The 19,081-nt window shown below is 39.0% G+C and carries 16 protein-coding genes; 8 read left to right on the plus strand and 8 right to left on the minus strand.

The features are described from left to right. Window positions 1-303 precede the first annotated feature (303 nt). Entirely contained in the window at window positions 304-891 is a 588-nt protein-coding gene (locus AAC073_RS17465; RefSeq protein ID WP_339925089.1) for a Maf family nucleotide pyrophosphatase, read from the plus strand. Between the two features lie 255 nt (window positions 892-1,146). Here the strand turns inward: AAC073_RS17465 and AAC073_RS17470 are convergent, their stop codons facing one another. Then, window positions 1,147-1,707 (minus strand): DUF4136 domain-containing protein, encoded by a 561-nt coding sequence (locus tag AAC073_RS17470; RefSeq protein ID WP_339925090.1) that lies wholly within the window; start codon window positions 1,705-1,707, stop codon window positions 1,147-1,149. A 138-nt stretch (window positions 1,708-1,845) separates the two neighbouring features. Here AAC073_RS17470 and AAC073_RS17475 point away from each other — a divergent pair, with 138 nt between their 5' ends. From AAC073_RS17475 to AAC073_RS17485, 3 genes are read left to right on the plus strand one after another with little or no spacing between them, the layout of a single operon-like run. Then, on the plus strand, window positions 1,846-2,559 hold the full coding sequence (locus AAC073_RS17475) for a LamB/YcsF family protein (RefSeq protein WP_339925091.1): 714 nt from the start codon (window positions 1,846-1,848) through the stop codon (window positions 2,557-2,559). 18 nt (window positions 2,560-2,577) lie between these two features. Next, window positions 2,578-3,297 (plus strand): carboxyltransferase domain-containing protein, encoded by a 720-nt coding sequence (locus AAC073_RS17480; protein ID WP_339925092.1) that lies wholly within the window; start codon window positions 2,578-2,580, stop codon window positions 3,295-3,297. Beyond that, the gene (locus tag AAC073_RS17485) at window positions 3,290-4,141 is read left to right on the plus strand and encodes a biotin-dependent carboxyltransferase family protein (RefSeq protein ID WP_339925093.1); all 852 of its coding nucleotides are present in this window, start codon (window positions 3,290-3,292) and stop codon (window positions 4,139-4,141) included. The genes AAC073_RS17480 and AAC073_RS17485 overlap by 8 nt, the downstream gene beginning before the upstream one ends. A 56-nt stretch (window positions 4,142-4,197) precedes the next feature. Here AAC073_RS17485 and AAC073_RS17490 read toward each other — a convergent pair whose 3' ends face one another. From AAC073_RS17490 to AAC073_RS17520, 7 genes are all read right to left on the minus strand, one after another. Then, window positions 4,198-4,896, minus strand: coding sequence for a DUF3307 domain-containing protein (locus AAC073_RS17490; protein WP_339925094.1), 699 nt, complete (start codon window positions 4,894-4,896; stop codon window positions 4,198-4,200). Then, complete coding sequence (locus AAC073_RS17495; RefSeq protein ID WP_339925095.1) at window positions 4,893-5,507, minus strand: transcriptional regulator; 615 nt, start codon at window positions 5,505-5,507, stop codon at window positions 4,893-4,895. Before AAC073_RS17495 ends, AAC073_RS17490 begins: the two co-directional genes overlap by 4 nt. 92 nt (window positions 5,508-5,599) lie before the next feature. Beyond that, complete coding sequence (locus tag AAC073_RS17500; RefSeq protein WP_339925096.1) at window positions 5,600-7,315, minus strand: L-lactate permease; 1,716 nt, start codon at window positions 7,313-7,315, stop codon at window positions 5,600-5,602. 36 nt (window positions 7,316-7,351) lie between these two features. Next, a complete protein-coding gene (locus AAC073_RS17505; protein ID WP_339925097.1) occupies window positions 7,352-9,238 on the minus strand; it encodes a malate synthase in 1,887 nt (628 codons plus the stop codon). Between the two features lie 39 nt (window positions 9,239-9,277). After that, complete coding sequence (locus tag AAC073_RS17510) at window positions 9,278-10,423, minus strand: hypothetical protein (protein ID WP_339925098.1); 1,146 nt, start codon at window positions 10,421-10,423, stop codon at window positions 9,278-9,280. A 347-nt stretch (window positions 10,424-10,770) separates the two neighbouring features. Next, window positions 10,771-12,927 carry a molybdopterin cofactor-binding domain-containing protein gene (locus AAC073_RS17515; protein WP_339925099.1) on the minus strand — a complete coding sequence of 719 codons (2,157 nt, stop codon included), beginning with the start codon at window positions 12,925-12,927 and terminating at the stop codon, window positions 10,771-10,773. Window positions 12,928-12,929: 2 nt separating this feature from the next. After that, window positions 12,930-13,391, minus strand: coding sequence for a (2Fe-2S)-binding protein (locus tag AAC073_RS17520; protein WP_339925100.1), 462 nt, complete (start codon window positions 13,389-13,391; stop codon window positions 12,930-12,932). A 366-nt stretch (window positions 13,392-13,757) separates the two neighbouring features. On the opposite strand from AAC073_RS17520, the gene AAC073_RS17525 reads away from it, so the two are divergent. The 4 genes from AAC073_RS17525 to AAC073_RS17540 are packed head-to-tail and all read left to right on the plus strand — an operon-like array spanning window position 13,758 to window position 19,079. Then, window positions 13,758-14,561 (plus strand): DUF5675 family protein, encoded by an 804-nt coding sequence (locus AAC073_RS17525; RefSeq protein WP_339925101.1) that lies wholly within the window; start codon window positions 13,758-13,760, stop codon window positions 14,559-14,561. Window positions 14,562-14,578: 17 nt separating this feature from the next. Then, complete coding sequence (locus AAC073_RS17530; RefSeq protein ID WP_339925102.1) at window positions 14,579-16,342, plus strand: N-acetylmuramidase domain-containing protein; 1,764 nt, start codon at window positions 14,579-14,581, stop codon at window positions 16,340-16,342. Next, the gene (locus tag AAC073_RS17535) at window positions 16,330-16,953 is read left to right on the plus strand and encodes a DUF4230 domain-containing protein (RefSeq protein ID WP_339925103.1); all 624 of its coding nucleotides are present in this window, start codon (window positions 16,330-16,332) and stop codon (window positions 16,951-16,953) included. Before AAC073_RS17530 ends, AAC073_RS17535 begins: the two co-directional genes overlap by 13 nt. Beyond that, complete coding sequence (locus tag AAC073_RS17540; RefSeq protein ID WP_339925104.1) at window positions 16,950-19,079, plus strand: DUF4230 domain-containing protein; 2,130 nt, start codon at window positions 16,950-16,952, stop codon at window positions 19,077-19,079. The genes AAC073_RS17535 and AAC073_RS17540 overlap by 4 nt, the downstream gene beginning before the upstream one ends. The last annotated feature ends 2 nt before the right edge of the window (window positions 19,080-19,081 follow it).

Genomic DNA, 19,081 nt, shown 5'->3' on the forward strand with positions numbered 1-19,081 from the left:
GTTGATTCAACAAAATTACATCGACTTTTGGTAATTTCCGCTTTCAAAATTTATAATTTATTAAACCATGTTTCTGTAATAACCCTCTTAGCAAGGGCTACCTTTACAGGCAAACAAGAGGTCTGCATAGTGCTGAGACAATAAAAAAGAAGAACGACATTCTTAACATTTGATTTTAAACTGATAATAGGGATGGAAAATTTGATGGATTGTAGGTTCAATGATAATCAGTATAATTCGACCATATTCAATTTTTACATCGCATTAGATTAAAAAGACAAATTAAAAATCAAAAATTAAATCATGGAAATCAGCAATAAAAGCATCATCCTTTCTTCCAATTCACCAAGAAGACAACAGCTATTAAAGGATTTGGGTTTAAAGTTTGTGGTGAAAACGATGCAAACAGATGAGACTTACCCTGAAACTTTAGATCCAGAAAAAGTCGCGGCCTATCTTGCTGAAAAAAAAGCAAATAACTTCCTCCCCCATCTGAAAGGAAATGAAGTGTTGATAACGGCTGACACCATCGTTATCGCTGGCCATAGCATCCTCAACAAACCTCAAGATGAAAAGGAAGCGATAGAAATGCTGGATTTAATCAATGGGAAAACGCACCTGGTAACCACAGGTGTTTGTATAGCTGATACTAATCAAAAACGAATATTTAGTGATCAAACCCAGGTTCGTTTTTCAACTTTATCTAAAACAGAAATTTCTCATTATGTCCACCATTTCCAACCATTTGACAAGGCAGGGGCTTATGGCATACAAGAATGGATAGGATTTGTTGGCATAGACCACATTGAAGGGTCATATTACAACGTAATGGGATTGCCAGTAAACTTGGTTTATCAAACCTTAAAAGCCAATTATAACCTGGTTCTATAATTGACGCTTAAAAATAGCAGCGCTATAATGTAAAAGTAACACCGTTATTAATGCTGTTAAGGGGCTACAAACCCTGCTTGATGAAATAAAAATTAAGTTGATTAAACTAATTTGAGGTCATTTTGGGGTATTGTTATTGGTAAAAACAACAATACCGCCAAAACCATTTAGTATGCATACGGTAAAGCATCATTCCCTACCACGGTAGAGAAAAAGCACCCATAAACAATTGAATCAGTCTTAATCGGTAAGGATTTAAGACAGCACATTTTTTGAAAAGGCTTTCAGAATTTTTTCCACGGATGTGAACAGGTTTTTCGTCTTTTGTTTAGGCTTCGTAATCTCTCCAACTGCACTAATTCTCATCACCACTTTGTCTTGTTTGGTATCAATAAAATCTATTACCAATTCTCCCATATCGTATTTTTCAACACTATAGGAGCTTCTACCAACTCCGTAGGGCATCATATAGGGACTGTACATCCCATATCCGGAATAAGGGCCCATCATGGGCATGTTGTTCACTTCTTTCTGTCGATCGGTCAGGTTTGTGTTATACCTTACTATAAGGTCAGGATTGGCTTCACTCTGCTCAAAACCCATTTCTCTCATTCCTTCGGAAAGCCTATGTTTCAGGTTTTCTTCCAAAACAGGAGACTCAAAAGCATCCTTGTCGTAATATTGATTGATGACATAAAATGTTTGGTAAGCATCAATACTGGCTACTTCATTTTTTTCCAAAAAGACACGTACAGGGCTACAGGCTGAAAAAAAAACACCAAGGGATATTACCAATAAGCTGATTATATATTTCATAAATTTTTCCTTAATCTTTATCTTCAAGACGAAAAGAAAACGCATAATGTTGCAGCAAAGTATAAATTGTGAGAGGCTCCGAATTATTCTAACTCAAAATAGCCCATTTTCTTACAAATAGATTGTATTCTTGTAGCTATGACTGTAAATGTTGATCTAAATTGTGATTTGGGAGAAGGGATGCCTAACGACAAAACCATCATGCCTTACTTGGGGAGTTGTAATATCGCAGCTGGTGGACATATAGGTAATGCCCAAACTGTGATGGAAACAATAAAACTTGCTAAGAAACACCAGGTAAAAATAGGCGCACACCCCTCCTATCCTGATCGCATTAACTTTGGAAGGTTACCAATGGCTATTTCCTTTTCAGTGCTGGAGGAAAGTTTGGTTCAACAAATTTCCTTGGTCAAAGAATTGGCTGCCGCTGAAAATAGGTCATTGCATCATATAAAATTTCATGGCGCTTTGTACCTGTCCAGCCTTACTTCCCAAAAATTAGCCCACCAGTTGGCCCAACTTATAGCTACTCACTATGACGAGGTATTGCTCTATGCTCCATATGGCTCCTGCATGGCTGAGGAAGCGCTCTTACATAATATTCCCATTAAATATGAAGGTTTTGCAGACCGAGCGTATTTGACAGGATCCGAATTGGTTAGCCGAAAGCATCCCGAGGCCTTAATCACCAATTTAGAAATTATAAAACAACAAGTCTTGTCAATGGTGAATTCAGGAAGGATTTTGGCCATCGATAAGAAAGAGTATGCGATCAAAGTAGATACACTCTGTATCCATGGAGATCATCCAAAAGCCCTCGAAATCGCTCAATTACTTGCTCCTCTAATTTGACTTAGGTAATCACGAAAGATGAAATATCCGGTAAAAATCTTCTCCCAAGGACCTAGAATCATTGAGCTAAACTGGCCAGAAATCATTTCTGAGGATGTTTTAATGGAAATTATTGTCCTTAAAAATAGCATTGAAAATCAGTGGCATTTGAACATTACCTCCATCTATCACAGTTATCAGGTGTTGAGTATTCAGCTTAAAGAAGGAGCCCCAACAGCTGAATTCATTGCTTGGGTGAAATCGGAAATTCAACATCCCTTGGAAAGCCACCAATTACCTCAAAGGTGGGTTTGGACCGTTCCGGTTTGCTATGATCCGGAGGTAGCCCCCTCACAAAGCAAGTACCTGGAAGAGAAAAACATGGATTTGGATACCTTGGTTGCGCTTCATACTTCTCAAAGTTTTCTCTTGTACTTCTATGGTTTTTTACCTGGCTTCATGTATTTGGGAGGCTTGCCAGAACCCTTGCATATTAAAAGAAAAAAAATTCCAGACAGAAAAATTTCTCAAGGTAGTGTTGCCATTGGTGGCTCTCAAACAGGCATTTATCCTGTGGACAGTCCTGGAGGTTGGTATGTGGTAGGCAAAACGCCAGTACTAATTTTTGAAAATGGCAAAATTAACCTACCTTTTAATCCTGGAGATAAGATTCAGTTTGCAGCCATTTCTCAACAGCGCTATATGGAGATTCAAGAAGGTAGTATTCATCATTGGGAAAAAGAACCATACTTTGGGTAAGCTAGTTTTTGTTAAAGCGGGATTATTCACCACCATTCAAGACAAGGGCAGATTTGATCTTGTGGACAAGGGAATTCCTTTGTCAGGCCCAATGGATGAAGAAGCTTTTCATCTAGCCAATTTACTTGTCCGAAAAGATCCTGGTGCCGCTTGTCTGGAAATTTATATGGGGAATATCAACCTGTATTTCACCGAAAGTTGCCAAATAGTTTGCACCGGTGCCAATGCAAAAATAGAAGTTGATTCCAAAGTATATGCAACCAATGAGATCATCAATGTGTCGGCCTATTCAAGACTTAACATTTCCCCTTTCAGTCAGGGACAATGGCTCTATATGGCTATAAATGGCACTTTTGCAAGTGAAAAAGTCTTGGGCAGTCAAAGTTTTTATCCTAAAATCACTCCATTGTCAAAATTTTCCAATAGTGATATGCTATTTTATTCCAGTTCACCAAATACTATACCTTCGGACTTTGCTAAAATTAAATCCAAGAATTTGCCTCAAATGGTTTTTATTCCTGCTTATCGAGGCCCTTCTTTCACCTCCCTGAACAAGAAACAACAATTTACCTTGACTAATACCCCATTTACACTGTCCACCATTCAAAATAGAATGGGCATCCATCTGGTTGAAAAACTAAGGCATGAACTTTCTGAGCTTATTTCAAGCCCAGTTTACCCTGGAACGGTTCAATTAACCCATGCCGGAAAAATTATTATCTTAATGAAGGATGCCCAGGTTACAGGAGGGTATCATCGGATTTTGCAATTGTCTGCAAGTGGTATTTCAAGACTATCACAGCTTAGACCATTTTCTAACTTCAAGTTCAAGCTAATAGAATAGTGATTTTTAGCCTTTCTATCTCTTATTTTGGACAATTCGTATTGTAGAGGTCAGAGCTAATATTGTTCGTAGATCCATCCACATAAAATGGCCAAACCAAAGCTGACAAGGGTTCCAATTAAAATGTACTCTGTTAATTTCCTATCTTTTGATTCCTTTAAATCACCAAACCTAAACACTGATTTGGCAGCTACCAGAAAGCCAATGGCTTCCCATTTTCCCGCCACAATAAACACCAATACAAACCAGCGCTCAAGTATACCGATGTATTGCCCTGCTTTTTCTAATGAACCAATTTCATCATCGGCAGCAGGAGTCCATTTAGAAATTACGGTCTTAATGATTATTGATGCAGGCAAGGATAAAAACACCATCAAGGTAACTACCAACCAATGTTTCTCCGATATAGGGTAAATCAAAGCTATAAGCGTCGGATCTAGGATTCCTACCACTACAATCAAAGTAATGATGTGGCCCAACTGGTCAATAAAAAACCAATACCTTTTGGTTTGCTCCTTTTGTGCATAGAGCTTGGTCACATCAATTACCCCATGAACGAGCATGATGGCCACCGCATAGGGCCAAAAGGAAAGTTCTGCAATGAACAACATGGTTAGTGCGCCATGAATCAACAGGTGTACGTACAGCTGGTAAGTCCTAAGCTTCTTTGCTTCTTTTGCGTGCACCCAACGGTTAGGTTGCAGTACAAAATCCCCCAATAAATGGGCTAAAATTAATTTTATTAGTACAATCATGATAAGAATTTTGCTACTCGATTTGGAAAGTAGTCCACCAATGTTTTAATCACTTCAAAATTGGCTCTGGAAAGTCTGGCACTTACGGAATTCTGACTTATACCTTCCATATCCCCTAATTCCGTTTGATTTTTTGTGGGGTACTTGAATGCCAAATAAACCATCTTAGAGGAATTTACGGACCAATCGTCCAATATTGTTAATGCAAGTCTAAGCATCAGGTTTATTTCCTGGTCTAGCTCGTCGAAATCACTCTTGAGCAGCATCCCCTGATGCATTTTTTCAAGGTCTTCAAACACCTCCCCTGAGTAAACATAAGCGGTACCATTGTTTTCTAATAAACGGTCAGCAGTGAAATTTTCCTCACCAATACCCAGCCCCATTCGAATGTCTAAAGGATCCATTGATTTGATGGCTGCCTTGAGCAGAATTGCAGCATTTAGCAACTCACCCGGATTTTTTATCCTCAATTGAAAGCTGTCACCTCTATAAATTTCCCAATCTTTACCTTCATTGCCCCATTCATTCAATTCTTTCTTTAATTCCCGCATCCATTGTGCTGCTGCCACCTTCCTTGAGTTGATCAGGTCCCCTGTAATTATTCCAATCATCAATAACTTGTTTATCTACATTTTAAACGATAATTCAATTTATCTATTTATTGATGGATATTCTAATTTATCAACTAAATAATGGATAAACATCAAATTATGACCATAAATTGATCTGCAACACCCACAATTCCAATCAGGATAAAGCCAATCAAACCAGTAGCAACCAAATAATAAAGCGTAGGGAAAATAGTTTTCCGAAGCACACTCCCTTCTTTACCCAATAAACCTACAGTGGCAGAAGCTGCTACTACATTGTGGATGGCGATCATATTACCTGCCGCAGCACCTACGGCCTGTAGTGCTAAAATCCAGGTAGGAGGCATATCAAGGGTATCCGCAACACCGAATTGAAACAAGCTAAACATCAAATTACTAATGGTATTACTACCCGCTATAAAGGCACCTAACGCTCCTATGGTAGGCGCAAAGAAAGGATAGATCATCCCCACTTTAGCAGCGGTCCACTCCGCCATCAATATAGGCATGGACAACAATCCAGAAGCATTTTCGCCAGAATTTATATAGACCCTGACCATCGCTACAGCAAATAATAGAACTGCCCCGGCTTTAAAGATCATTTGGCTACTCTCGGTAAAAGCCGCCACTACTTCCTTCTTATTCATTCCATGAAGAAAATAAGTAAGCCCACATACGATAAGCAAAAGTGTCCCAGGCAAATACAAAGGAGTACTGGAAGCTGAGACGCTGGTGGCAAAAATCTGACTCAACCCAAAAGAAAAACTAGTAAACCAACCTTTAATAGGCAACTGTGGCAACCTACTTAACACCAGCAAAATCGCCAACAGAAAGTAGGGAAGCCAGGCCAATTTCAATGAAATTTTAGGTTTTGCGGAAGGGATACCTGGCAGGACTTTAGGGCTTTTCAAATTTGCCGCACCTAGCCAGTCTTCAGGCCATTTGCTCGCTTCCTCCATCTCCCAAACAGATTTTGGCACCAAGAAGCCTCTTTTAGCAGCATAAACAACGAGTGACAGCCCTACCAAAGCACCAATTAGCGAGGGAAACTCTGGACCTAAAAACAATCCCGTAATCAAATAGGGAACAGTAAAAGAAAGTCCAGCAAAAATAGCAAAAGGAAAAACTTGAAATCCTTCTTTCCACGACCTGTTTTTGCCGAAGAACCGACAAAGCATCAACACCATTAAAAAAGGCATAAAACTTCCTACTATGGCATGGATAATCGCTGAATTCCCAGTTACTATATTCAAAAGGTCGGTCATGTTCATCCCCATCTGATCCAATCTAGCCGTCAATTCAGGACGCTCCAAACCACCTTTAATCCCCACCAATATGGGTGTCCCTACAGCACCGAAGGTAACCGCTGTACTTTGTACCATCATGCCCAGGACGACGGCTGCCAGGGCAGGAAAACCAAGCGCTACCAATAATGGGGCAACAATAGCAGCAGGAGTACCAAATCCAGCCGCTCCCTCAAGAAAAGACCCAAAGAGCCAGACAATAATAATTACCTGAATTCTTCGGTCTTTACTGATGCCATAAAAGCCATCCCGAATACGGTCTACGGCTCCAGAAAATTTGAGGAAATTAAGCAATAGAATGGCCCCAAAAACAATGTATAGAATATCAAAAGTGATAAACAAACTTTGAATGGAGGAAGCCAAAATGGTAACATAAGACATGTCCCAAAAGACAAACGCCAGAAATGCCGTAAGCAAGAAAGTCGCAGGCATGGTGAACTTTGCAGCTATACGAAAACCTACTAACATAATAGATGCTACCAGAATTGGAAAAGCAGCAAGAAAAAACAAAAGATTCTGTGACATTTTCAGGAGCTATTGTGAAGGATTAAGCAATCAGCATCATAGGGTAAAATCAAGGTTTTCAGTCACCCGCTCCCCTTTTTCATTCAAGAGTTTAATGTAAAGATCGATCCTTTTATCAGCTATTTTTAAATCCAAATTATTAAGATTGATATTCAACAAGTCTATAAACCAAGGGATCTTCTTTTCCTCTCCAACATATTTTTTAACAATGGATTTGGCGATGGGAAGCGTGGTCACTTTAGAGGCATCATGTACATCTTTACTACTGGCTTTCAGCAGTTTGTCATATTCTTCTTCAAGCAATCTATCAAACAACTGCTGAGTAAAAATAGCCCCTTCTTCTACACCAGATTCGGCATCTGCTGAAGTAATCTCGGCATGTTTGTGCAGCCACTCCCAAAGAATACTTAGCCGAATTTCGCCCGTTGCCATGTCTTCCATTAAATAGAGTACATTCTCATCTCCAAAAAAATCAGCAGGCTTTAAGGCAGCCGCCTGCATGCCTTGCCCAAAGGCATTGCCGTATTGTAGCCCTACACTTAATAAATTTCTTGCACCTCGGATGGTTCTGGGGGCTGGTTCAAGATAAATCAGTCCATCGGCATCTTCTTGAGTATAGCTTAGCCTTTCAAAAGCCCTACCCATCTGATTGGCTTCATTCTTTTTTTCCCAAACCGGACGCACGATATGAACCATTTTCCAATGGGCCACCCACTTTCCACTGGCTCCCTCCTGAAGTTCTCTCTCTGCTCCTGCCAAGGCTTTCTCCATACTTGAGTTAACTCCTTCTGTTGATCCAACGGGGATATTTGGCTCCATACCTCCTTGCCAGAGTGCAAAGTTGCCATTCATATCTGGCGTATTCACAGCCCTTCTTACCCTGTCTTCATAATTCCGCATGTAGCCATAGGTCATGCCAATTGATTCAATATTTGGATTAATGAAAGATTGGTCCCAGGCCATGGCATCGGAGACACTATTGATATAATCCCAGCGACCTGTATTATAACCTACAAAATGTTTCCCTAAGGCAGCCCTAATTTCCATTAGCTGATAAGTGGCTTCTAGTTGCTCCACCAATACATACACTTTCACAGTTCCCTCTTCGAGCTCCAAGTGGCTTTCCACAGCACTGATCATTCTATTCCATAAAGCAGCTTCCTCTGCAGTTTGAATTTTAGGCAAGTAGAGCACAATAGATGATCCCGCTGAAATTAAAGCATCTGCATTATTCACCACATAAAGTACCAAGTCAGCAATGGACGCAGAAAAGGAAGCATCATCACTAAGGCGAATATGCCTATCATCCAGGTGAAGCCCCCTGGCTCTGAAAATCTTAGTTGTAAAATTTAACTGTGTCCTCCAATCCTGAATTTTATCCTGTCCGAAAAATGTTTTGCTCCAATTGTTCATCTGCGTAGCCACTTCTTCGGCAACAGATAAAAATACGGGTGATTTGTGCAAAGCCAGTTTGAGATTGCGCTGATTGTCTAGTGACATGGTGGAAACCTGTCCCAAAGCATCTTCACCATCAAACATCCACCCATCTGCACCAGAAAGCAAAGCATAAGCGACATTTCGAATACTACTTTCCAGACTGGCATTTGGCTTTGCGCCAGGACCTGTACCCTGAATCCACTGTCTTTGAAGATCTGAAGGAATTTCAGCCCCCTCAAAATTGCCTTCCCTGGCATCACTTACTTTAATATTCGTTCCAGGGATATTGGTTTCTGGATTTAAAAATGTTATTCTACTTTCATTTTGACTCCGTTCTTTTCTTCTACGAAGCCTTATATTCATCAACTTTTTAACTTCTTCATTAAATGGAGCCATGTAGGCCAATGCCTCTAGGACTCCTGAGGAATAAACGTCCTCATAAACTTCTGTCAAATTATCCCTGATTATGATTGCGGAATTATTCATTGCTTAAATTTAATATTGTTTATAAAATATAAGAATCCGTTAATGCTTCATTCTTCTACCCAAACCAAATTGATCACCCTTTGCTACTATTTTACCATCTTGAAAGTGCAATTCGATCATTTTTTCACTTGCCACAAAATTGTTATGCTCGTCCTGAAGTAGGTGTATTATTTTTCTGGTATTAATGTCAATCACCTCTCCACTGGAAGGATATGCATAGTTACCATCCAGGCTAAAGGTAATCCATCCTGGCATGTCCTGCAATGGAATAGTGGTGAGTTGTTGATAAGGAGCTGTGGCTTCAAATAGGTGCAGGCGCATGTTATGGCCATCACTGATCCAAATTTCCTTTTCGTCAGGAGTTAGCCCAATCCCGTGGCTTGGGTTGCCATGTCTTCTCACCGGACCTTTGTCCCAACCTTCAACTTGTATGCTCGCGAGCACTTTACCGGTTTGTAAATCTCCAACCTCAAATCCCAGCAGTTCATTGACATTCACAAACACAAGACTCTCCTGACTGTTTATGGTAAAGGGTCTAATTCCATGAGAAAAAGGACCGATTTTCTCAACTAGGGTATGTCCTTTTGTTTCTGCTACATGTAGATAAGGGGAACTGATATCAGCCATATAGGCAAAATCTCCAGAAGGGCCATATATGGTATTGTGCGCTCGGTCGTAAACCTTTATTTTGGTAATGATTTCTCCAGTATCACAATTTACGACATTCCAAAAATCCTTTTCAAGGGAAGGCAGGTACATGGTCATCCCATCTGGGGAAATGGACATCCTGTCAGCGCCTCCATCAAATGCCTTCTCCCAAATAATTTTCTCTGAGGTTAAATCCATTCGTTGAAGTCCTTCAAGGGTACTGATATAGACGCTGTTCAATGGGATACTCACTGCTATTCCTTTTATGTTTGAAGGCGTACCGTCTTTTTTTAAACCCTGTAAAGGAATCCTTTTCACAAATTCATGCCCCTTGTCTATGTCAAAAACCAACAAACCATGGCCCCCATAACCTAAGTAATTTCGGATACCCGGAACAGCTACATACAAATACCGGTGTGTCAGCACCTCTTCACTAAGTGAATCGGCTTCCGTGGCAAATAAATAGGGTTGGTTGTAAAAGGAAATACTAAGATAAAAGGCAAGAAAAATAAAGCAATAGGATTTATACCAAGTCATGCGCTTTTAGGTTTTTGGGTTAATTTAACTGAGGCAAGTAAAGCTTTCACGCGAAAATGGCAAATGGAATCTAAACCACTATTTTTCTAAACAGGCCCATTACTAGTGATTCTTATGTGCATTTCAGTTATCAATATCCAAGATAAAAAAATTGCGCAAGGATGTATAATAAAATTCAAATTCTAAGAAATTGTTTTGCTTTAACAGGAATAGTAAAAACCCATTTAGGGTTTAGAATAGCTGAACGATGAGCTATGGTATAAAAAAACCACGGGCAAAAAACCCGTGGTCAATATTTAAAAGCTATAGGTTCAAAATTTTCCTTTTTTAAAACCTTGGCAACCAAGTTAAGCCGGATTTCCCAGGTTTAAATTTTTCATAGCTTCCTCATTAGAGAAAGGTTGATTTCTCAACCGTCGACCTGAAGCTTTATAGATGGCATTGGCGATTGCGCCACCTGTGGGAGGTAAGGCTGGCTCTCCCAATCCGGTAGGATCAATTCCATTGTCGATGAAATGGGTTTCGATCTCAGGTATTTCCTTCATCCTTATCAATCGATAGGTGTCAAAATTCTTTTGATCAGCTATTCCATCCGTAAAGGTTAAATTAGCAAACATGGCATGTCCCATGCCGTCTAACATCCCACCCCTTACTTGCTGATCAGCTCCAGTAGGGTTGATTACGATCCCACAATCTGTTATTGCATATATCTTATCCAAAATTGCTTTGCCATCCACTATTCTCGCCTCAGCTACTTGCGCTACATAAGACCTGTGGGAGAAATACACGCTAAATCCCTGAGAAACGCCTTGTTTTTTGCCCCAACCTGACTTTTCAACAGCAGTAGTAATCACTCCTCTCATTCGGTCAATATCGTAGTGGATTTCTCCAACGGGTTTGGCTTTGGCCTTGTCCAGAAGTTCCAATCTGAAGGCTACCGGATCCTTGCCCATCGCTTCAGCAACTTCATCCAGGAAGGATTGCTCCGCAAAAGCTAGAAAATTGGTGATTGGCGCACGCCAGGCATTAGTGGTAATTGGAGAATCAAATGCCATTGACTTTATCTCCAAATTTTCTATGGCACCGGCAGGGAAATTATTCTCCCTGGTAGAATTACCAGAATTCATACCGACACCAGTCAGTTTATAGCCAATTAATTCATCCTTGCTATTTAAAGCAGCTTCAAACCTATATTTAACAGCAGGCCTATATGCCCCGCCAGTAATGTCATCTTCCCTTGACCATGTTAATTTAACAGGGGCTTTAAGCATTTTTGACAATTCTACTGCTTCTTCAACGAAATCAGCCCTAAGTCGCCTTCCAAAACCACCACCAAGCCTCGTCAACTCCACACTCACCTTTTCCGGTGCTATACCACAAATCTCTGCTGCAGCACTTCTTGCCCTGTCTGGTGTTTGCGTAGGACCAATCAACTCTACACTGTCTTCCTTCACGTTAGCAAAGAAATTCATAGGTTCCATTGGGCTATGGGATAAAAAAGGACATTGGTATTCACTTTTAATAATTCTTGCTGCGTTTTTAAATGCTGTATTTACGTCTCCATCTTTTCTTTTTACTTCCGCAGCACCTGAATTAAGCATTTCATCAAATTTATTATTGTGAAAGGCGGTAGATTCTAACGCTTTGTCTATAGGCTCGTAAGCTATTTTAAGTAATTTTCTTGCTTTCATCAAAGGCCAGGTACCCGTTCCTACAACAGCTACATTGTCCTTAAAAGTAACTACCTCTTTGACCCCATTTACCTTTTTGGCTTCATCCGCATCTACACTTTTCAACTTCATTCCAAAAGGAGGCCTTTGGATCATGGCGTGAAGCATATTGTCTCGGTATACATCCAATCCATAAAGAGGCTGCCCCGTAAACATGGCAGCATTGTCTACGTTTTTTACAGCAGTACCAATAATTTTAAAATCTTTTACGTTTTTTAATTCCACCTCTTCAGGTACAGTCAAAGTTGCAGCTTCATTGGCAAGTTCTCCATAATTCAGTTTTTTCGATCCATGAATTACATTGCCTTTATCCGTTTTTAATTCGCTAATAGGTACATTTAGTCGCTTGGCTGCAGCCGCCATTAGCATTTGCCTTGCCGTTGCTCCTGCCTGTCTTAATCGTTGCCAGGAATGTGGCATAGCTCCGGAGCCTCCAGTAACCTGCCTATCGTATTTTTCAGTATCTAAAAAGGCTTGTTGAACCCTTACATTCGCCCAATCAACATCCAATTCCTCAGCTACAATCATTGGAAATGAAGTCTTAATGTTTTGCCCCAATTCAGGATTTGGAGAAAAAATTACCACGTGATTGGATGGGGAAATGGATAGAAAGCTATTATAATTAATCGCTTCATCATAAATCTCCTGATCGCTTATGACGTTCATTTTGGGGGAGTCACAAGCCGACCAATTGAAGCCTATCAATAAACCACCGCCAGCAGTTGCTGCAATTTTCAAGAATTCCCTTCTATTCGATTTTAGTCCTTTGTTCATGGTTATTTGATTTTAGCTGAGGCCAACAAAACTGCTTCTTTGATTCGGTGGTAGGTACCACATCGGCATAAATTAGCATTCATTCCATCAATCACTTCCTCCTCTGAAGGTGAAGGATTTTTCTTCAACATTGCTGCCGCTGTCATTATCTGACCAGCCTGACAATAGCCGCATTGGGCTACATCTACTTCTTTCCAGGCTTCTTGCACAGGATGGTCGCCATTGGCTGAAAGTCCTTCAATGGTTGTAATTTTGGCATCTCCAATAGATGAAACAGGCAGACCACAGGACCTTACAGCCTCATCATTTAAATGTACAGTGCAGGCTCCACACTGAGAAATGCCGCAGGAATATTTTGTTCCAATTAAACCCAGGTTGTCACGAAGTACCCATAAAAGAGGGGTATCCGAATCCACATCCACTTCAAAATTCTTATTGTTGACTTTAAGTTTGTAGTTAGCCATTTTTTAATTTCTTTTTTAAACCTAATATAAAAAATAAACCTATACCAATGATTTCTTCTCGTTTCTCTACTTTATCGAATGAAAAGTATGCTACACTTTTGTTCCAATTGACTAATATACTAGAATTAATTTATAGGAATATACTTTAACCTTATAAGGTTCAGCACAGCCTTATACTATCCTAAATTATTTCAAATAGACAAACGATACAATACCAAAATAATTCTAATGAATTCTTTTGTACACCCAATTATCACCATCAAAATATGATGTTTATTCTTTTGATATTGAAAAATAATTAATTAAATTTTGAGGTACAAAGAATCAACACAATATTTTATCCTTCAGTAATAAAACACAAGTAAAATGAATAGAATACCAGGCCTACTGGTTTTGGCTGTATTAATTTTGGCTGCCCTATTCCTATATTCCAATCCTGAAGTATTGGAAAAAATTTGGCTATGGATGATAGGCTTTATTGGTTACCTGGCTATCTTATTTAGAAAAGGGTATGAAAAAATAAAAGACTTGTTTACTTCTAATCAAGCTATCAAGGAACAAAAAAATACCGCTTTCATTCAGAGACCAAGCAATGATAAAATTAAAGAGGACATTAAGCCTGATATTAAAAAAGCTGTAACCTTATTAGAAAGTCAAGAAGTAAATTCTCTCCCTCATTCATTGATTACTATTCTTAGATATGTAGATGATGGAAATACTACTTTGGGACTAATGTTCATTGACAAGGCTTTTTTCGCTTATACGCTTGAAGACACACACAACAATGAAAAAATCCCTGGTGGCACAAGGATTCCAGAAGGACATTACCAACTAGGCATCAATCCCAATTTAAGTCCATTGACACAAAGGTATAGAAATAGGTTTGATTGGTTTCGAAACCATATCGAAATAAAAGGGATACCGAATTATGACTTGGTTTACATACATATCGGTAACAGTCACAAGGACACTAAGGGCTGTATTTTAATCGCTGATGGGGTAAATGCGAGTCAACCTGAAAAAATGATCCTTCAATCACAAAGAGCATTTGAGAGGTTTTATAAAAATATATTTCCGAAAATCGATCAAAATGAGCCGATGGCTATAAATATCCTAAATGAGGAATGGTTTGAAAAGATTTCCAACACTCCCCAATTAGAAAATGCCTAATAATAGTTAAATCATAATTGAAAGACCACAGACCGAAAAACTACATGGAAAATGCCACTTCAACCCCTGAAAATCAGGATAAAAAGCCATCATTAATATCGGAACGCAATTATATTTTCATTCACATTGCAGCGATAGTAATGATAATGCTTGCCACACTTATATTTATAGTGCCAGGCATGGAAACAACCAACCATACATTTGCCAATGGATTCGTTGTCATTGTTGCCTTGAGCTTTATCTATGGACTAATAGCAAGACATATAAGTCCTAAAGTAAAAGACAGGAACCCTAACTTTAATCCTTACCATACCTTTTTCTTCCGTGGAACGGTAATCTTATCCATAATCCTGGTCATTTTCGCTGTATTAGGAGCGCTGTTCGTTTATGTAGAACATGACAACCTTTTTCAGGCAGTAGGCCTAGCCACCACGGTTATATGGATCGCATTGTTCTTAATTTACTTTATGTGGTCAGTATACCATTACAATATTAACTACGGACTTACAGATCAAGATTGGCAGCGGATTTATGATTTCAGGGACATGCACAGCAAAGGCATACCTGTCAAACCCTCCGATTTGGAAATGCCGGAATACAATCCTTATAAGAGTCAAACTTTTGGTCTCCCTCCAGGGACAGTGAGAGGGATGATTGCTTTTACGCTTTTGATGGGGGGCATGTCGCTTCTGATTGTCAGCTTTGGCACTCAGTATTCAGGAGTGGACGCTGCATTATTGAGTCAGCAGTTTGAGTTTTTTGAGACGGCATTTTTAATGATGATTGCTTTTTACTTTGGCGATAAGTCTTTGAAATACTTGAGAGAGAGGTGGACACCAAAGCAAGTAATAAATCAGGATGGAACCAAAGCCCAAGGCTCTAATGGAGCCTCTCTTTCATCGGCTCAAATGGATATTCCCTCCAGGCCTATGGACAATATGGAAATTGACAACGCCTATTTTGAGGAGGAAGACAGGAAATTTTCTATTGAAAATGGGTTGGAAATAGAAGGTGCCCCACCGGCTACACAACAAAGGTCTATTCTTTCAACTTCTTTTGAAAGCCAACCTGAGATAAGTTTGCATAGGGAGGAGTATGTTCAGATAAAGGACAATACGAATGACAAATTGCTTAGTGATATGGACATCAGAATAGCCTTGGATGAATTGGAGGAGAAGGACAATATCAAGATAAGTTTACCTGTCATAAAGGCGATTGTAAAAGTAGAGTCTGCTGGGCGTGGTCACCTAAGTGATGGAAGGGCAAAAATTTTATTTGAGGGCCATAAATTCTGGTACTGGCTAAAAAAATTCAATAAAGACCCTAAAGCTTTGAGTGTAGGCAATGAGGACATCATTTATGAAAAATGGACGAGAACGCATTACCGAGTGGGCATAAAAGAATATGATCGTTTAGAAAAAGCAAGAAAAATTGATCCCAAAGCGGCGATCTATGCCACTTCTTGGGGATTGTTTCAAATCTTAGGTGAAAACCTTGAACATAATATTAAATCCCGTAATTATCAAAGCGTGGAAGTGTTTGAATCCCGGCAACATGAATCAGAATATTTCCATTTCCTTGACTTTCTTGCCTTTATAAAAATCAAAAAAGTTAGAGGTAAAACATTGATAAACTACATTTCCGAGGAAAATGAAGGAAACTATGATTGGGAATCATTCGCCTATGGATACAATGGAAGTGGCTATAAGGTCAATAAATATCACATTAAAATGAAACACTTTTATGAGCAATTCAAAAAAGAGCAAACATGGACAGCTTAAAAAAGCATTTGCTATACATGGTAGCCTCTGTCCTCATTGTCTTTGCAGCATCAGGTTGTAAGGAAGAACAAAGAGGATTGGTCATTGGGAAAATCCAACAAGCCAGTGATCTGGTAGTGACAGAATTTGTAGTAGACAAAGTAGTTTTCGGAAGAAAAGAAAAAAACATATTCTTTGTACCTATTAATGAAGCTTCCTTTTTAGCTTATTCAAGGGCTAAGATTAAAACAGGTATCAATCTTGAACGGATAAGAGAGGAAGATATACTAATAGAAGGAAATAAAATCACCCTTCATTTACCAACGATTGAAGTAATCAATTTCTCCTATCCACCGGAAGATTTCGTGGAAGACTCGTTGGTATCAAACCCTAAGCGATTCTTAAATTCAATCAATCTAGAGGATCAGGAGACCTTTTTCAGATTAGCTGAGATGGACATTCGGGCCCAACTCCCCTACATGGGTCTCGTAGAAACCAGTCAAAATCATGCTAGAAAATTGATGTTCACTCTATTGAAGAGTTTTGACTTTGATGAGATTTTCATTCACTTTAAAAGTGATTCATTGAAAATAAGACAAATACAACTACCTGATAATATTATAAACCCATGATACGTCAAATCCTTGGTAGTGCTCGCCTTATACTACAAATTCTGTTAGTAGTTGCCGCTGTGGTTTTGATCTATATGTGGAATCCGATGAATGTATTTGGGGGAAAGGCTATTTTAAAACCTACTGCGAATATGGTTTCAGAAATTAGAGAAATTGGGCAAATGATAACAGCCGAATATTACGGTGAAGTTTTGACATCAATTGACGAGGTGCAAATTGACTTTCAAAAAGAACCTGAAATTGCCCAACTGGCAGAGGCAACCTACGACATAATAGTCGAGGAAATAACAAACCTGAAAAATTTCCACCAGCTTACTGTAGAACAGCGACTAGCGATTGGTGACCCAGAAAAACAGCTCAAAAGACGTGACCGAAACAAAATATTAGTAGACAAGGTTGGGAGCAACAATATTCTGGAAAAACTCAACTATCTAGGTGAATGGGAACAAACCAGCCGGTTGATCTTCTTTGAAGAAATCATGACTTTTTTTTACTTGAAACAAAACGATAAATCAAATTCAATTACAGATCCATTAAGGGAAAATAGGCTTCGGAAAACTTTAAAAGAAATGTACGATGCTGAAGGGAACAATTTTTGGAATTCAGCAACCTTTACTTCTGACTACTATGCAAGCAAGTTATCAGATAGGCCACGCAGTGAAGCTAAAAAAAGCTTGGCAATGATAGGTAGGGGCACTGTAAAGGCTGGTTTTGATTTCGAAGAATTGCAAAGCCATATGTATTACCTGAATGAAGAAGTGGGTGAATTACATATTTTCGGCCTTGCCCCTAAAATACTTAATGCAGATATCAACCCCTGGTTTATTCCTGAGAAAGGAATACCTGGATTTGATTTGTTGAGCTACAATGGAAAGGTGGATTTTAAGGACAGTAAAAAGGTCAAAATCTATGCTGTCCAGAAACTTAAAACAAATGCGCGAAAGGCAGGGATAATCGAACAAGCCGAATTAAACGGAGGTCAAACCATCGGTCGACTTATCAATTTACTTACTGAGGTGGAGGTAAAAAAAGTCTTTTTCCACCATGATGAACTTATTGATTTGACCAAAGAGATTCAGGAAGATCGATTTATAAGTTACGAGGAAGCCACATTATTCGAAAATCACTTACAATCCGAATTAGTGAAGATCGATTCCCTAAAAGAAGCTACAACCGACCGCTATAACAACCGGAAACTTGCAGATACAAAGTGGAACACCATGGTGCAAATGCTCAAACAATTGCAAACTTATGAGTTTGAATCCCAGATTCCTCCTTATAACTATTTCTCCACCTTATGGTATAAAATTAACAAAGATGGATTAGTTGACCAGGAGGAATGGTCAATAATCCAAAGAGAAAACAGTTCTAAAACACCGCAAAAGCAACTTTATGAAAAACTTTGGATAGCGGATGATTCATTACTCCTAAAATCTCAATTCAATGAAGGTATTTTTCAGATCTTAAAGGATTCAATACCTATTGGAAAATACGTTCCTGATACTTTATCCCTTAAAAAATGGATTGCATTAACTACTTTAGATACCAATTCCATATTCAAAGAGATAACATTTCTTCCAGATAGCACGGTTTCTTATTATCAATTTGAAAAAGATAATAAAAGAAAAGACAGCCTTTTACACTTAATTGGTTTGGAGAAATACCAACCTAAAGCATGGGAGGATTGGATCACAAATAAAGAAAACATCCAAAAAATCAACAAGTTGGATACTGTACATGGGCTAAATCCTAAATTTTCTGAGTTTTGGTTGGTTAACAAAGAGGTACCCGATCAGCTTATTCAAATAAATATTCCATTGGATAAATTGACCTATCCCTTACTATTAAATATGAGTGGAAAGGACAATTACAATACAAGCATAAATATTGGCAATCATGTCATCATAAAATCCTCAATTAATTTCAAGTCAGACATTGAAAACCCCAATGCTAGTTCATCTACCGGATTGTCTCAAAAACAACTGGAGGGACTTGAAGCGCATTTAATTAAACTGTATACAGAATACGATGCCTACCATAACCGAGACTTTCTAACAAAGGCCAATCGATGGTTTACCAGCAAGATGGAAAGTAAAGCTGGAATATTGGAAAAATTTAGAGAATAGCT

The sequence above is a fragment of the uncultured Cyclobacterium sp. genome, from assembly GCF_963977555.1.
Classification (GTDB): Bacteria; Bacteroidota; Bacteroidia; order Cytophagales; family Cyclobacteriaceae; genus Cyclobacterium.

What these genes read in the sequence shown, in the direction of transcription:
- AAC073_RS17505 (WP_339925097.1), bottom strand. Translation starts at nt 9,238, where the DNA reads ATGAATAATTCCGCAATCATAATCAGGGATAATTTGACAGAAGTTTAT.
- AAC073_RS17510 (WP_339925098.1), bottom strand. Translation starts at nt 10,423, where the DNA reads ATGACTTGGTATAAATCCTATTGCTTTATTTTTCTTGCCTTTTATCTT.
- AAC073_RS17475 (WP_339925091.1), top strand. Translation starts at nt 1,846, where the DNA reads ATGACTGTAAATGTTGATCTAAATTGTGATTTGGGAGAAGGGATGCCT.
- AAC073_RS17465 (WP_339925089.1), top strand. Translation starts at nt 304, where the DNA reads ATGGAAATCAGCAATAAAAGCATCATCCTTTCTTCCAATTCACCAAGA.
- AAC073_RS17480 (WP_339925092.1), top strand. Translation starts at nt 2,578, where the DNA reads ATGAAATATCCGGTAAAAATCTTCTCCCAAGGACCTAGAATCATTGAG.
- AAC073_RS17540 (WP_339925104.1), top strand. Translation starts at nt 16,950, where the DNA reads ATGATACGTCAAATCCTTGGTAGTGCTCGCCTTATACTACAAATTCTG.
- AAC073_RS17520 (WP_339925100.1), bottom strand. Translation starts at nt 13,391, where the DNA reads ATGGCTAACTACAAACTTAAAGTCAACAATAAGAATTTTGAAGTGGAT.
- AAC073_RS17535 (WP_339925103.1), top strand. Translation starts at nt 16,330, where the DNA reads ATGGACAGCTTAAAAAAGCATTTGCTATACATGGTAGCCTCTGTCCTC.
- AAC073_RS17515 (WP_339925099.1), bottom strand. Translation starts at nt 12,927, where the DNA reads ATGAACAAAGGACTAAAATCGAATAGAAGGGAATTCTTGAAAATTGCA.
- AAC073_RS17495 (WP_339925095.1), bottom strand. Translation starts at nt 5,507, where the DNA reads ATGATTGGAATAATTACAGGGGACCTGATCAACTCAAGGAAGGTGGCA.
- AAC073_RS17490 (WP_339925094.1), bottom strand. Translation starts at nt 4,896, where the DNA reads ATGATTGTACTAATAAAATTAATTTTAGCCCATTTATTGGGGGATTTT.
- AAC073_RS17500 (WP_339925096.1), bottom strand. Translation starts at nt 7,315, where the DNA reads ATGTCACAGAATCTTTTGTTTTTTCTTGCTGCTTTTCCAATTCTGGTA.
- AAC073_RS17525 (WP_339925101.1), top strand. Translation starts at nt 13,758, where the DNA reads ATGAATAGAATACCAGGCCTACTGGTTTTGGCTGTATTAATTTTGGCT.
- AAC073_RS17470 (WP_339925090.1), bottom strand. Translation starts at nt 1,707, where the DNA reads ATGAAATATATAATCAGCTTATTGGTAATATCCCTTGGTGTTTTTTTT.